We start from the raw sequence: 14,605 nt of genomic DNA on the forward strand, positions 1-14,605 counted from the left end.
CCGGCGGGCCGCGTCCGCGGCCTCGGCCGGCTTCGCCGGCCGCAGGTCACGCCATCATGCCGTCGGGATCAGCGGCCATGCGGCGCCGGCTTCGGCGTGCCCGCGAAGCGCGCCTTCACCCATTCCCGCATGGTCTGGAACACGACGTAGAGCATCGGGATCATGAAGATGCCGATGATGGAGGCCGCGAGCATGCCGCCGAAGACCGGCATGCCGACCGCGCGGCGGGACGCGCTGGCCGCGCCCGTCGCGATGATCAGTGGCACCAGGCCGAGCACGAAGGCGATGGAGGTCATCATCACGGCGCGGAAGCGCAGCCGCGCCCCCATCACCGCCGCTTCCTGGATCGACATCCCGGCCTCGCGCTTCTCCTTCGCGAATTCGATGATCAGGATGCCGTTCTTGGCGGCGAGGGCGATCAGCACCACGAGCCCGATCTGCGCATAGACGTCGAGCGAGAGGCCCGCGATGCCGATCGCCGCGAAGGACCCCAGCACGCCGACCGCGATGGAGGTCAGCACCGGGATCGGGATCACCCAGCTCTCATACAGCGCCACCAGGAAGAGGTAGGCGAAGAGCAGCGCGAGGGCGAGGATGACGCCCGTCTGCCCGCTCGCCAGCCGCTCCTGGAAGGCGGTGCCGGTCCATTCATAGCCATAGCCCTGCGGCAGCACCCGCTCCGAGAGCTGCTCCATCGCGACCAGCGCATCGCCGGAGGAGATGCCCGGCCGCGGCGCGCCGTTGATGGAGACGGTGCGGACATTGTTGTAGCGGCTGATGGTCTGCGGGCCGAGCACCACGCGGATATCGGCGACGCTGCGCAGGGGCACCATCTCCCCGGCCGCGTTGCGGACATGGATGCGCCAGATGTCGGGGATGTCGTCGCGGTCCGTCGATTCCGCCTGGATGTTCACCTGCCAGGACCGGCCGAAATAGTTGAAGTCGTTGACGTAGAAGCCGCCCAGCGTGGTCTGCAGCGCGGTGAAGATGTCGCTGATGCGCACGCCCAGCGCCTGCGCCTTGTCGCGGTCCACATCGAGGAAGAGCGACGGGTTGTTGGCCGCGAAGGTGGAGAACACCGCCTGCAGGCGCGGATCCTGGTTGGCGGCGACGACGACGCCCAGCATGGCGCTCGCCATCTCCTCCGGCGGGCGGCCTTCCAAATTCTGCAGCTGGTACTGGAAGCCGGCACCGGTGCCGAGGCCGATGATGGGCGGGATGTTGAAGGCGAAGGTGTTGGCCGCCCGCACCTGCTGCGTCGCGCCGAAGACGGTGCGGATGGCGCTGAAGACGCTTTCCTGCGCCGTGGTGCGGTCCGCGAAGGGCTTCATGCGCACGACGATGAAGGCGGCGTTGGACTGCGCGCCGCCATCGATCAGGCTGAAGCCGACGATGGCCAGCACGCGCTCCACCCCCGGCACCGGGCGGATGATCTGCTCCACCTGCTCCACCGCCGCGCGGGTGCGGGACAGGGAGGCGCCCTGGGGCAGCTGCATCTGCACGAAGAAGGCGCCCTGGTCTTCCTCCGGCAGGAAGCCCTGCGGCGTGCGGCCGGCGAGGAAGGCGATGCCGCCCATGAAGACCGCGGTCAGCAGCAGCGAGAGGATGGAAAGCCGCACCAGGCGCGCGACGATGTTGCCATAGCCGTCCCGCACCCAGTCGATGCCGCGCATCACCGCGGCCAGCACGCCCTTCCGCGGCCCGTGATGCGGCCGCAGGAAGACGGCGCAGAGCGCGGGGGAGAGCGTCAGCGCATTGATGGCGGAGATCACCATGGCGACGGAGACCGTCACCGCGAATTGCGCGAAGAGCGCGCCGGACAGGCCGGGGATGAAGCCCACGGGCACGAAGACCGAGAGCAGGACCAGGGTGATGGCGATGATCGGCGCCGTGATCTCCGCCATGGCCTTCTTCGTGGCCTCGGCGGGGGTCAGGTGCGGCTCCTCCTCCATCACCCGCTCGACATTCTCCACCACCACGATCGCGTCATCGACGACGATGCCGATGGCCAGCACCATGGCGAGCAGCGAGACGGTATTGGCGGAGAAGCCCACCACCAGCAGCACCGCGAAGGTCGCGATCAGGCTGACCGGCACGGCGATGACCGGGATGATGGTGGCGCGGAAGCTGCCGAGGAACAGCAGCACCACGATCACCACCAGGACGAAGGCCTCCAGCAGCGTCTTGATCACCTCATGCATCGTGTCGGTGACGAAGGTGGAGGTGTCGTAGAACACGTCCGTCCGCATCCCCTCGGGGAAGCGGCGGTTCATCTCCTCCAGCGTCGCCTTCAGTGCCGACGCCGCCGCCACCGCATTGGCGCCGGGTGCCAGGTAGGTGCCGAGCGTGATGGCGGGCTGGCCGTTGAGGCGGCTTTCCGTGTCCATCCGCGCCGCGCCCAGTTCCACCCGCGCCACGTCCCGCAGCCGCAGCAGCGACCCCTGCGCATTGGCGCGGATGACGATGTTGCCGAATTCCTCGGCCGTCGAAAGCCGGCCCTGGGTCTGCAGGTTGAACTGGAACTGCTGGTCGTCGCTGATCGGCCGCGCGCCGATGCGGCCGACCGCGGCCTGCACGTTCTGCGCCTGGATCGCCGCCACCACGTCGGACGGCGTCAGGTTCAGGCTGATGAGCTTGTCCACCTCGAACCAGATGCGCATGGAGTAGTCCATGGCGCCGAACATGGAGACCTGGCCGATGCCGGGCACGCGCGCCAGCCGGTCCAGCATGTTGATGGTGACGTAGTTCGAGAGATAGAGCGGGTCATGCGCCGCGTTGGACGACGTCACGGTCAGGAACTGCAGCACGGCGGAGGATTGCTTGCGCACGGTCACGCCCTGGCGCTGCACTTCCTGCGGCAGGCGGGCCAGCGCGGATTGCACGCGGTTGTTCACGTTCACCGTCGCGATGTCGGCATTGGTGCCGAGGGCGAAGGAGACGTTCAGCGCATAGGTGCCGTCATTGGCGCTGTTGGAGGACATGTAGATCATGCCCTCCACGCCGTTCACGGCACTTTCGATCACCTGCGCGACCGTCGATTCCACGACGGTGGCGGAGGCGCCGGGGTAGGAGGTGCTGACCTGCACCTGCGGCGGCACGATGTCCGGGAACTGCGCCACGGGGATGCGCAGCATGGCCAGCGCGCCGGCCAGCGTCATCACGATGGAGATGACGATCGCCAGCCGGGGCCGGTCGACGAAGACGGAAGAGATCATGGCGGATCAGCCCCGGCCGGGGCTGCGCAGCGGCGCGTTGGCCGGTCCGGGCTGCACGGGCTGGCCCGGGCGCACGCGCTGCACGCCCTCCACCACCACGCGCTCCCCACCCTCGAGCCCGCGCTCGATCACCACCTGGTCGGCGATGCTGCGGCCGAGCGTCACGGGGCGGCGGGCGGCCTTGTTTTCCGCGTCGAGGGCGAAGACGTAGTTGCCCTGCTGGTCCTGCAGCACGGCGCTGCGCGGGATCACCACGGTGGGCACGGGCTCCGCGCCCTCCACGAAGACGTTCACGAACATGCCGTCGATCAATTCGCGGTCCACCCCGCCTTCCGGCCCGGGGGAGGCGCCGCGCGCGGGGTTCGGCATCACGGCGCGGACCAGCACGGTATCCGTGTTGCGGTCCACCTGCGGGTCGATGAAGTCGATGCGCCCGACCTGGCCGTAGATGGCGCCCGTCACCAGGCGGATGCGCACCCGCGTGGCATCCGCGCCGCCGCGGCTGGCGTAGCGGTCGCGCAATTCGGTGCCGGTGCGGAGGTTGACGGGGAAGGCGATGCGCATCGGATCCTGGCTGACGATGGTCGCCAGCGGGTCGCTGCTGGGGCCGACGACGGAGCCGACGGAGAAGGTGGAGCGGCCGATCTTGCCATCGATCGGCGCGGCGATTTCCGTGTAGCCGAGGTTGATCTGCGCGACGCGCAGCTGCGCCTGGGCGCCGAGCAGGGAGGCCTGGGCGGAACGCTGCGCCGCCGTCGCGTCATCCACGCGCACCTGCGTGCCGGCGGAGGTGCGGACCAGCTCCCGCGCGCGGGCCAGGGCGATGTTGGCGTTCTGCAGCTCGGCCTCGGCGGAGGCGACGGTGGCCTGGGCGCGGGCGACCTCGGCCTCGAAGGGCGCGCGTTCCAGGCGGAACAGCACCTCCCCGGCCTTCACCTCCTGGCCCTCGCGGAACAGGCGCTCCTGCAGGAAGCCGGTGACGCGAGCGCGGAGTTCCACGCGCTCCGGCGCCTCCACCCGGCCGACGAATTCGGTGCTTTCCGTCACCGGCCGCCGCTCGACCGTGACGACGCCGACCGCGGGCGGCCCGCCCGGCCCGGGCTGCGCCAGCGCGGGCGCGCCGGAGAGGAGAAGCAGGAGGGCCGCGCTGGGCGCGGCGAGGCGGGCAAGACGCATGGGCACCATCCGACGATTGGATCGGTTCTGGGCGCCTCGCCATCCGCGCGTCAAGTTTCGTGAATGTTACTACCCGGCGGCGAGTGGCGCCCTTGCATTCTCAAAGGTCGTGATCTGGTCGGCAAGCGTCAGCGTCAGCCCGATCTCGTCGAGGCCCCGCAGCAGGCAGTCCCGCGCGAAGGGCGGCACGGTGAAGGGGTGCTCCGCGCCGTCCGGCGCGGTCAGCACCTGGCGCTGCAGGTCCACCGTGATGGTGGCGCCGGGGGCGGCGGCCACGGCCTGGCGCAGCGCGTTCACGATCGACTCCGGCAGCTTCACCGGCAGCAGCCCGTTCTTCAGCGCGTTGCTGAAGAAGATGTCGCCGAAGCTCTCCGCCACCACGGCGCGGAAGCCCATGGCGAGCAGCGCATAGACCGCCGCTTCGCGCGACGACCCCACGCCGAAGTTGCGGCTGGCCACCAGGATGCCGGCCCCGTTGAAGGGGGGCTGGTTGAGGATGAAGTCGGGCCGCGTCGCACCTTCCGGGGTGAAGCGGAGGTCGTGGAAGCCATAGGCGACGTAGCGTTCATCCCGCGGCCGCCGCATGAAGCGGGCGGGCATGATCTGGTCCGTATCGACATTCGGCATGTCGAGCGGCGCGGCGATGGCCGTCAGGGTCGTGAAGGGCTCAGGCATGGTGGATCACCCTTCCGCCTGCATGAGGCGCCCGGCGAGCGCCGACGCCGCGGCGGAGGCGGGAGACACCAGATGCGTCCGCGCCCCGCGCCCCTGGCGGCCGGCGAAATTGCGGTTGGAGGTGGAGGCGCAGCGCTCGCCCTCGCCGACGCTTTCCCCGTTCATGGAAACGCAGAGCGAGCAGCCGCTCTCCTCCCACCGCGCGCCGGCTTCCAGGAAGATGCGGTCCAGCCCCTCGGCCTCCGCCGCGCGCTTGGTGGCCGACGAACCCGGGGAGACCAGCATCGGCACGGCGATCTTCCGCCCCTTCAGCACGGCGGCGGCGGCGCGCAGGTCCTCCAGCCGCGAATTGGTGCAGGAACCCAGGAAGACGCGATCGACGCGGACATCCGCCATCGCCTCGCCCCCCTGCAGGCCCATGTAGTCGAGGCTCCGCTTCCAGGCGCGGGCGCGGGCCTCGTCGGGGGCCTCCTCCAGCCGGGGGACGCGGGCGGCGAGCGGCACGGCTTCCTCGGGGCTGGTGCCCCAGGTCGCCATGGGGGTGATGGCGGCGGCGTCGAGCATCACCTCCCGGTCGAAGGCGGCGTCCGCATCGCTGGCGAGCGTCGCCCAGGCCGGGTCGGGCTGCGCGGGGGCGTGCGGCCGGCCGGCGAGCCAGGCGGCGGTGATGGCATCCGGCGCCACCATGCCGGTGCGGGCGCCGGCCTCGATCGCCATGTTGCAGAGGGTGAGGCGGCCCTCGACGGACAGCGCGCGGACGGCGCTGCCCGCGAATTCGATGGCGCCGCCAAGGCCGCCGCCGGTGCCGATCGTCGCGATCAGGGCCAGCGCCATGTCCTTGGCCGTGGTGCCGGCGGGAAGCTGGCCTTCGAAGCGTGCGCGGATCTGGCGGGGCTGGGACTGCCAGATGGTCTGCGTCGCCAGCACATGCGCGACCTCGCTGGCGCCGATGCCGAAGGCCAGCGCGCCGAGGGCACCATGCGTCGAGGTGTGGCTGTCCCCGCACACCACCGTCATGCCCGGCAGGGTCAGGCCCTGTTCGGGGCCGGCGACATGGACGATGCCCTGGTCGGGATCGGCGAGGTCGAAGGCGCGGATGCGGTTGGCGCGGGCATTCTGCTCGAAGGTCTCGATGATGCCGCGGATCTCGGGGTCCTGCACCGCGTCGGTGCGCCGCGCATTGGTGGGGACGTAGTGGTCCCCGAAGCCGAAGGTCAGGTCCGGGCGCCGCACGGGAATGCCGCGGGCGCGGAGCATGTTGAAGGCGTGGAAGCTGCCTTCGTGGAAATAGTGCCGGTCGATGTAGAGCAGCACGAGCCCGTCATCGCGCGCATGCACGAGATGGGCATCCCAGATCTTCTGAAACAGCGTTCTTCCCATGGCCGGACCTTGGCCCCGGCCCCGCTGGACGGCAAGAGGGGTGCGGGGCAGGGTGCGCGGCATGTGGACCGACCCGCCCCGCCTCATCCAGCCCTCCCTCCTCTCCCGCCTGCCGGAGGCGCTGCGCCGCCTGCGGCCGACCGCCTGGGCGGATGCCAACCGCGCCGGCCAGGCGGTGGACAGCTTCCTCGAGGGGCCCTGCTTCGATGCGGCGGGGAACCTCTACTGCACCGATATCCCGCATGGCCGCGTCTTCCGCGTGGCCGGTTCGCACTGGGAGGTGGTGGCGGAATACGAGGGTTGGCCGAACGGGCTGGCGGCGCGCGGCGAGGACCTGCTGGTGGCGGATTACCGCCACGGGCTGCTGACGCTCGATCCCGTGACGGGCGCCATGGCGCCGCTGCTGGAGACGATCCTCAGCGAGGGGCTGCGGGGCATCAATGACCTGATCCTGCTGCCGGATGGCGGCGTGGTCTTCACGGACCAGGGGCAGACCGGGCTGCAGGACCCGACGGGCCGCGTCTGGCGGCTGCATCCGGATGGGCGGATGGACAAGCTGATCGGCAACGGGCCGAGCCCGAACGGGCTGGTGATGAACCGCGCCGGCACGCATCTCATGGTGGCGATGACGCGGTCCTGCGAGATCTGGCGCTTCGTGCTGCGGCCGGATGCGGTGGTGGCGAAGGCCAACCTGTTCTTCCGCATCCCCGCCGGCACCTCCGGCCCCGATGGGCTGGCCGTCGATGCGCATGACCGGCTCTTCGTCGCCAATCCCGGCCATGGGCAGGTCTGGGTGGTGGATGCGCATGGGCTCTGTACCCACCGGATCGACTGCACCCCCTTCGGCCGCATGCCGACCAACTGCACCTTCGCCCCCGATGGGCGGACGCTGGTGATCACCGAAAGCCAGTCGGGCAGCCTGCTGGCGGCGGAGATTCCTAGCCCAAGGTGATCCCCGTCTCCCGGATCAGGTCCCGCACCAGGGCGCGTTCGCGCACCAGGCGGGCGGCCAGCGCATCGGCCTCGGCGGGCGTCGCCTCGGCACCGGCGGCGGCGTAGCGGGCGCGGACCTCGGCGTCGGAGGTCGCGTGGTTCACCGCCTCCTCCAGCGTGCGGCGGATGGGCTCCGGCGTGCCGGCGCGGCAGAAGAGGGCATTCCAGCTCGTGACGTCGAAACCGGAAAAGCCCTGGCTGGCGATGGAGGGATGGGCGCCGATCCCCGCCGCATTGGTGGTGCCGACGATGACGGCGCGCCCGCCCTCCACCAGCGGGTTGAGGGAATTGCCGGAGATGATGGCGGCATCGAGCGTCCCCGCCGCCAGATCCCGCGCCGCCTCCGCCCCGCCCCGGTAGGGCACGTGTTCCAGCCGCACGCCGCCCGCGCGATGCGCCAGCATGACGCCGGCGAGGTGCCCGATGCTGCCCACCCCCGGCGATCCATAGGAAAGCCCGCCCGGCGCCGCCCGCGCGGCGGCGAGGAAGGACGCCACATCCGTGATGCCCCGCCCCCGCGCGACGCCGAGCAGATAGGGCACATCCGCCACGGTGCCGACCGGGGCGAAGTCACGCTCATAGTCGAAGGACAGGTTGCGGTTGATGAACTGCGCCACGACGAAGCTGGCGCTGTCGAAGAGCAGGGTGTGGCCATCCGCCGGCGCCTGCACCACCTGCGCCGCGCCGATCGCGCCGCCGGCGCCGGAGCGGTTCTCCACCACGATCTGCTGGCCGAGGAAGGCCGCCATCCGCGGCTGGATCAGCCGCGCCAGCGTGTCCGAATTGCCGCCGGGGGCGAAGGGCACCACGAGCCGGATCGGCCGGTTCGGGAAGCCCGCCGGGCGCTGCGCCAGCGCCGGCGCGGCGAGTAACGAGAGGGCGAGCAGCAGGCGGCGCGTGGCCATGGCGGTTCCTCCGGTTTGGGGCGGAGCGTAAGGCCGCGGGCGCCCGACTGTCATTCCCCCGCCGGAGTCCCGCCATGCCCGCCTTCCTCCATTGCCACATCGCGACGACGCTGGATGGCAGGATCGCCCGCGCCGACGGGTCCGTGGACTGGCTGACGGAGGGCGCGCCGCCGCCGGAGGCCTTCGGCTTCGAGGCCTTCTATGCCGGCATCGACGCCATCCTGATGGGCCGCGGGACCTTCGACGCCGTGCGCGCCATGGGCGACTGGCCCTATCCCGGCAAGCCCACCGTGGTCGTCACCGCCCGCCCCCTGGCCGATGCGCCGCCGGAAGTGGAGGCGATCGGCGGTGTCGCCGCCGCCGTCGCGGCGCTGGAATCGCGCGGCCATGCGCGGGTCTGGGCGGAGGGCGGCGGGCAGCTGCTGCGCGGGCTGCTCGCGATCGGGCGGCTCGACCGGCTGGAGATGGCGGTGCTGCCGCTGGTGCTGGGGGAGGGGCCGATGCTCTTCCCGCCGGGCACCCTGGAGACGCGCTTCCGCCTGGCGCAGGCCCGCGCGGTGGAGGGCGGGTGCCTGCACCTGGTCTATGACCGGATCGCCTGAGGGCCGATAATCGGGGCGAGAAGGAACCACCGATGACCTCCCCCACGCCCCTCGCCGGCCTCCGCGTGCTTGAATTCACCCACATGATCATGGGGCCCTCGGCCGGCATGGCGCTGGCGGACCTGGGTGCCGAGGTCATCAAGGTGGAGCCGGCGCCCGATGGCGATTCGACCCGGCGGCTGACGGGCTCCGGCACCGGCTTCTACGCCGCCTTCGGGCGCGGGCGCCGCAGCCTCTGCGTCGACATGAAGAAGCCGGAGGGCATCGCGCTGGTGCAGCGCCTGGCGGCGCGGGCGGATGTGCTGGTGGAGAATTTCCGGCCCGGCGCCATGGCGAAGCTGGGGCTGGGCTACGAGGACCTGGCCAGGGTCAATCCGGGGCTCGTCTATGCCTCCTGCAAGGGGTTCCTGCCCGGGCCCTATGAGCACCGGACGGCACTCGACGAGGTCGTGCAGATGATGGGGGGCCTCGCCTACATGACCGGGCCCACGGGGCGGCCGCTGCGGGCGGGCAGCAGCGTGATCGACATCATGGGCGGGCTTTCCGTGACGGTCGCGATCCTGGCCGCGCTGCGGGAGCGGGAGGGCACGGGCCGCGGCGGGCATGTGCAGGCGGGGCTCTTCGAATCGGTGGCGCTGCTGATGTCCCAGCACATGGCGCAGGCCCATATGACGGGCGTCGAGCCGCCGCCCATGTCCACGCGCCTGCCGGCCTGGCCGGTCTACGACATCTTCGACACGGCCGATGGCGGCCAGGTCTTCGTGGGCGTCGTCACCGACACTTCCTGGCCCATCTTCTGCAACGCCTTCGGGCTCGGGGACATGGCGACCGACCCCAGCCTCGCCACCAAGAACCAGCGGGTGGAGGCCCGGGCGCGGACCATCCCCCGCATCGCCGCGGCGCTGGCGGCCTATACCAAGGCGGAGCTGATGGCGAAGTGCGAGGCGCTCGGCCTGCCCTTCGCGCCGATCGGGCGGCCGGCGGAGCTGTTCGAGGACCCGCACCTCAACGGATCGGGCGGGCTGGTGCCGATGACGCTGCCGGATGGGCGGCCGATCAAGCTGCCGGCGCTGCCGGTCTCGATCGACGGCGCCCGGCCCGGCGGCGCGGGGGATCTGCGGCCGCCCGGGGCGGATGGCGCGACGATCGCGGCGGAGCTGGGCTATTCGGCGGAGGAGATCGCGGCGCTGCGCCAGGCGGGGGTGATCACGGGCGGGGTGTGACTTTTTAGTCGCTAACCCGTTTAAGCCGATTATGCCGTTTAAGCGGGTTTAGCACCGTTTTCGCGGGGGGGGCTCAGCGCCGGACGCGCCTCCGGCGGTGGCCGGACCGAACATAGGGCGAACAAAACCCTTCCGCCACCCTTTTCTCACCCCGGCCGCTTCGCCACCGCCAGCCCCAGGCCGAGCGCGATCATCGCCCCGCCCGAGGCCTCCCGCAGCCGTCGCACCAGGGTCGGCCGCGCCGCCGCGCCCTGCCGCAGCCGGCCGGCGGCCAGCGCCACCGCGACATCGGCCAGCGTGTTCAGCAGCACCGACACCGTCCCCAGCACCACGAATTGCAGCCCGGCATGGCCCGCGGCGGGATCGACGAATTGCGGCAGGAAGGCGAGGAAGAAGGCCGCGGTCTTGGGGTTCAGCGCCTCCACCACCACCCCCTCCCGGAAGGCGCGGCGGGGGCCGCCAAGGGGAGGCATCGGGGGCGCCACGGGGCCGGCCAGGGCCTCCGCCCGCGCGGTGCGGATGGTGCGCCAGCCGAGCCAGACGAGGTACAGCGCGCCGGCCCATTTCAGGGCGTTGAACAGCTCGGCACTCGCCAGCACCAGGGCGGAGACGCCGAGGCTGCCGGCCAGCACATGCGCCATGCCGCCCAAGCCGGTGCCGAGGCTGCTGGCGATGCCCTCCGCCCTTCCGCCCGCCAGCGTCCGCGCCGCGACATAGAACAGGCCGGGGCCCGGCGTGATGGCCAGCAGCAGCGCGGCGGCCAGGAACAGGGGGAGCGCCTCCGTCATGCGGGCATCGCCGCGGCCACGGCGCGATCCGCCGGGCGGTCGCTGGCGGACAGGGCGGCGCGCACGCCGTCCCGGTCCGCGGCGTTGCGGTTCTGGCTGAGCTTGCGCTTGCCCTCCAGCCGCGTGATCGGCAGGCGGAGCCCGACGATGCCCTTCAACTGGCCGCGGATGAAATCGGCCGGCGCGTCGGAGACCGCCCAGGGTGTCTGGCGCGGCGCCTCGTGCCGCTCCGTCAGCCTCGTCACCAGCGCCAGCAGGCGGTCGGGGTCGTCGTAGAACTCGGCCGGGCCGCAGGCCTGGATGGTGACGTAGTTCCAGGTCGGCACCACGCGGTGATGCTCCGCCTTGGAGGGGTAGAAGGAGGGGCTGACATAGGCGTCCGGCCCCATGAACACCGCCAGCGCCTCCCCCAGCGGGGGCAGGCGCCCTTGCGGGTTGGCGCGGGCCAGGTGGCCATGCAGCGTGCCGAAGGGGCCGTCATCGGGGTCGAGGAAGAGGGGCAGGGGGCTGGCCATCAGGCCCTGCTCCGTCGCGGTCACGAGGTTGGCCAGGCCCGCGCCGCGGATCGCCTCATGCAGGGCGGGCAGGTCGTCCAGGCGGAAGGCGGGGGGGATGTACATGGCTCGGTCTCCGCCCTGGACCCTGCCGTGCTTCTGGCCCAGAAGGAACGGCCAGTTCCGGGCAGAATCAGTGGGCCAGTTGATGGCGCCGGTTTGGGGGCTAGTTCGGGGGCCAGTTCGGGGGCGCCATGCGGGATGGGGAGCCCGGGATCGGGCAGCGGATGGTGGCCGCGATCCGCCAGCGGATCGTCTCCGGGCAGGACCCGCCGGGCACGCGCCTGCCTTCCAGCCGCGCGCTGGCGGCGGAATGGGGCGTGTCCCGCACCACCGTGACTGCGGCCTATGACCAGCTGGTGGCGGAAGGCTACCTGGAGGTCCGGCAGGGCGCGCGGCCGGTGGTGGCGGCGGGGCTGCGCGGCGATGGCGCGGCGGGCGGGGCGGCGGGCGGCGTGGGGGCGCGGCTTTCCGCCTTCGGGCGGCGCCTGGCGGGTTTTCCCGTGCCGGCGGGGCCGGGGGAGCCGGGGCTGGTGGCGGATTTCCGCTACGGGGAGCTCTCGGCGCGGGATTTCCCGGCCCTGCCCTGGCGCCGGGCGGTGACGGGCGCGCTGGCCCGCGCGCCGGCCGTGCTGCGCTATGGCGACCCGGCCGGGTCGCCGGCGCTGCGGGCGGCGCTGGCGGGGTATCTCTGGCGGGCGCGGGGGCTGCGCTGCACGGCGGCGCAGATCGTCATCGTCAACGGGTCGCAGCAGGGGATCGACCTCTGCGCGCGGCTGATGCTGGACCCCGGCGATGCGGTGGCGATGGAGGAGCCCGGCTATGCCCTGGCCCGCCAGGCCTTCGCGGCGCTGGGCGCGCGGGTGCTGCCGGTGCCGGTGGACCGGGACGGGATGCGGACGGCGGCGCTGCCGCCGGCGCGCCTGGCCTATGCGACGCCGTCCCACCAATTCCCGCTGGGCGGCGTGCTGCCGGTGGCGCGGCGGCGGGAGCTGCTGGCCTGGGCGGCGCGGCACGGCGCGGCGGTGATCGAGGACGATTACGACAGCGAATACCGCTACGACATCGCCCCCGTGCCGCCCCTGCAGGCGATGGATGAGGAGGGGCGCGTTCTCTACCTCGGCACCGCGTCGAAGACGCTGTCGCCCACGCTGCGGCTGGGCTGGCTGGTGGTGCCGCCGGGGCTGGTGGAGCCCTTCGCCCGGGCGCGCCGGCTGCTGGACCGGCAATCCCCGGCGCTGGAGCAGGAGGCGCTGGCCGCGCTGGTCGAGGGCGGGGCCTATGAACGCCATATCCGCCGCGCGCGGCGGCAGAACGCGGAACGCCGCGCGGCGCTGCTGGCGGCGCTGGCGCGGCAGCTCGGCGATTCCGTGGTGGTGGAGGGGGCGGCGGCCGGGCTGCATGTGGTGGCCTGGCTGCTGGATGTGCCGGCGGCGCTGGAGGCGGCCCTGGTCGCGGCCGGGCGCGCGGCGGGGATCGGGCTGCACCCGGTGACGCCGCTCTTCGCCGAGGGGGTGCCGGCAAGGGTCGGGCTGGTGATGGGGTATGCGGGGCTGGAGGTGGCGGCGATCGAGCGGGGGGTGGCGGTGCTGGCGGGGGTGCTGCGGGGGGTGGGGTGAAGGGGGGGGGGGGAGTGAAGCGGTAGGCTCTCACGGGAGCCGAATGGCTGTTGCCGACCCGGAGCGGACATCCCTGCGACGTCGCGGAACGCCCCGGCTGCGATGTGCCGGCCGCAGGCGCCAATCACCTGAGTTGCCCAATTTCCCAACTTAAATCGAACACTCAGAACACATTCGCGTCCCGCCCCTGTATGCTGGTTTTTCGCATAGCGCATTCAAATGGGATAGTTAGCTGCCAGCACGGCGCTCGTGCAGCATCGCCAAAAAGGTCCACTGCAACAATGTTTTGCGCGTCATACTGCCCTTCGCGGTCATGAAAACGGAAGGCAAACTTTCCAGCAACTTCGAACTAGCAAGATCTAAGAATTGGTCGCGCCCCGCAGCTTCTATCAAGCGACGCGAGGCTTTTTCTTTTAAGTGATGTGAGGCATTTCCTTTCAGACCGCAAAGAAAAACTGCCTTACCTTCGTGGCGGAGGCGCTCGATCAGTGGAAAGAAATCCATGTCTTTTGTCATAATTACGAAGACATCAACCGTACCGGCGTGAAGGTCGTCCATAACGTCCATGATTAGATTGCAGTCCACACCTTTCTCTCCAAAATCGCGGAGGTCTGTGCCCCAGTGCACTTTGGTTTCGCCCCAGTCTGCGTAATCGCCAACTCGCTCAGCGACAGCGTCGAAGAATCGTTCAGTAAAATCGAAATCGACTCTTTTGCCAATCGTTCTCTCCTTGCTGTTGTAATAGTGCAGAACCCCCTTCGGGACGGTTTCGAGGTTGCGATTGATCCAATTTTTGCGTTCAGTATCGCCGTTGCGATTGGCCTTTGATAACTCCGCCTTTAATTCACGAATCTGGCGCTGACGATCGATCTTCTTGGGCGCATAGATAGCCCCTTTGCAGGACACACTGAGATAGTGGTCCGCATGTGATTGCTCTTCCGAAATTGGAAACAGAGCCTCAAGCAGATTATGCTTGCGAGCCCCAATTTCGACGTCCAGCGGGTTAGACTGGTTTACGAGCAGCGCATTAGGGCGAAGCTGGGTGCCGGCGGCACGGTAGCGCGCTTCCATGCGCGCCACCACATTGAGTTCAACCAACGCAAGGCAAAAGCTCAACATTTCCGCGTAAATTTCAGGTCCGTCAGGAGTGTTAAATTTGTCATACAGAGCCTGTTGGAGCGTAAGATCTCCGTTTGACTGAAGGAGCAGATGGTCATAAAGTTTGTTATGGCCGATTTCGTACAGCTCAGCGGCGCTTAGCTTTGCGCCGTAGCCGTCGATATAGATACCGATATTAAGGCGGATTGGTTTGCAGCCAGTGAGATGCTTACCATCGATAGCGTGACCTGATATGCGCTGCATATAAAAGCTCCCCTGGCTTGTAGCGTAGCAACCCACCTGCCGTGCCGCCGCACATCTACCGCGGACCACGCAAAGCCTAGCAGCATGAGGACACCACACAACTGCAACGCGAA

12 protein-coding genes are annotated in these 14,605 nt (G+C 70.2%); 4 read left to right on the plus strand and 8 right to left on the minus strand.

Annotation, left to right across the window (positions count from 1 at the left end; translation table 11 throughout):
* Positions 1 to 68: 68 nt before the first annotated feature.
* From JJI54_RS08560 to leuC, 4 genes are all read right to left on the minus strand, one after another.
* Positions 69 to 3,215, minus strand: a complete 3,147-nt coding sequence (locus JJI54_RS08560) for an efflux RND transporter permease subunit (RefSeq protein ID WP_203072546.1) — start codon at positions 3,213 to 3,215, stop codon at positions 69 to 71.
* Between the two features lie 6 nt (positions 3,216 to 3,221).
* Positions 3,222 to 4,391, minus strand: coding sequence for an efflux RND transporter periplasmic adaptor subunit (locus tag JJI54_RS08565; RefSeq protein WP_203072547.1), 1,170 nt, complete (start codon positions 4,389 to 4,391; stop codon positions 3,222 to 3,224).
* A gap of 69 nt (positions 4,392 to 4,460) precedes the next feature.
* Positions 4,461 to 5,066, minus strand: a complete 606-nt coding sequence (gene leuD, locus JJI54_RS08570) for a 3-isopropylmalate dehydratase small subunit (RefSeq protein ID WP_203072548.1) — start codon at positions 5,064 to 5,066, stop codon at positions 4,461 to 4,463.
* Between the two features lie 6 nt (positions 5,067 to 5,072).
* Positions 5,073 to 6,533, minus strand: a complete 1,461-nt coding sequence (gene leuC, locus JJI54_RS08575) for a 3-isopropylmalate dehydratase large subunit (protein WP_456305581.1) — start codon at positions 6,531 to 6,533, stop codon at positions 5,073 to 5,075.
* Here leuC and JJI54_RS08580 point away from each other — a divergent pair.
* A complete protein-coding gene (locus tag JJI54_RS08580; protein WP_203072550.1) occupies positions 6,508 to 7,398 on the plus strand; it encodes an SMP-30/gluconolactonase/LRE family protein in 891 nt (296 codons plus the stop codon). The genes leuC and JJI54_RS08580 overlap by 26 nt on opposite strands.
* Here the strand turns inward: JJI54_RS08580 and JJI54_RS08585 are convergent.
* A complete protein-coding gene (locus JJI54_RS08585; RefSeq protein ID WP_203072551.1) occupies positions 7,385 to 8,344 on the minus strand; it encodes a Bug family tripartite tricarboxylate transporter substrate binding protein in 960 nt (319 codons plus the stop codon). The two genes, JJI54_RS08580 and JJI54_RS08585, sit on opposite strands and share 14 nt — an antisense overlap.
* Positions 8,345 to 8,418: 74 nt before the next feature.
* Between JJI54_RS08585 and JJI54_RS08590 the strand changes: the two genes are divergently transcribed.
* Together JJI54_RS08590 and JJI54_RS08595 are read left to right on the plus strand one after the other, a co-directional pair.
* Entirely contained in the window at positions 8,419 to 8,946 is a 528-nt protein-coding gene (locus JJI54_RS08590) for a dihydrofolate reductase family protein (RefSeq protein WP_203072552.1), read from the plus strand.
* A 32-nt stretch (positions 8,947 to 8,978) separates the two neighbouring features.
* Positions 8,979 to 10,169, plus strand: coding sequence for a CaiB/BaiF CoA transferase family protein (locus tag JJI54_RS08595; protein ID WP_203072553.1), 1,191 nt, complete (start codon positions 8,979 to 8,981; stop codon positions 10,167 to 10,169).
* A 146-nt stretch (positions 10,170 to 10,315) separates the two neighbouring features.
* Here JJI54_RS08595 and JJI54_RS08600 read toward each other — a convergent pair whose 3' ends face one another.
* Together JJI54_RS08600 and JJI54_RS08605 are read right to left on the minus strand one after the other, a co-directional pair.
* Positions 10,316 to 10,957 carry a LysE family translocator gene (locus tag JJI54_RS08600; RefSeq protein ID WP_203072554.1) on the minus strand — a complete coding sequence of 214 codons (642 nt, stop codon included), beginning with the start codon at positions 10,955 to 10,957 and terminating at the stop codon, positions 10,316 to 10,318.
* Positions 10,954 to 11,577: an FMN-binding negative transcriptional regulator gene (locus JJI54_RS08605; protein ID WP_203072555.1), complete on the minus strand. Its 624-nt coding sequence runs from the start codon at positions 11,575 to 11,577 to the stop codon at positions 10,954 to 10,956. The genes JJI54_RS08600 and JJI54_RS08605 overlap by 4 nt, the downstream gene beginning before the upstream one ends.
* A gap of 161 nt (positions 11,578 to 11,738) precedes the next feature.
* Here JJI54_RS08605 and pdxR point away from each other — a divergent pair, with 161 nt between their 5' ends.
* The gene (pdxR, locus tag JJI54_RS08610) at positions 11,739 to 13,130 is read left to right on the plus strand and encodes a MocR-like pyridoxine biosynthesis transcription factor PdxR (protein ID WP_226381572.1); all 1,392 of its coding nucleotides are present in this window, start codon (positions 11,739 to 11,741) and stop codon (positions 13,128 to 13,130) included.
* 228 nt (positions 13,131 to 13,358) lie between these two features.
* On the opposite strand, the gene JJI54_RS08615 is transcribed toward pdxR, so the two are convergent.
* Positions 13,359 to 14,492, minus strand: coding sequence for an NYN domain-containing protein (locus JJI54_RS08615; RefSeq protein ID WP_203072557.1), 1,134 nt, complete (start codon positions 14,490 to 14,492; stop codon positions 13,359 to 13,361).
* Between the last annotated feature and the right edge of the window lie 113 nt (positions 14,493 to 14,605).

It is taken from the genome of Falsiroseomonas ponticola, assembly GCF_016805305.1.
GTDB lineage: Bacteria > Pseudomonadota > Alphaproteobacteria > Acetobacterales > Acetobacteraceae > Falsiroseomonas > Falsiroseomonas ponticola.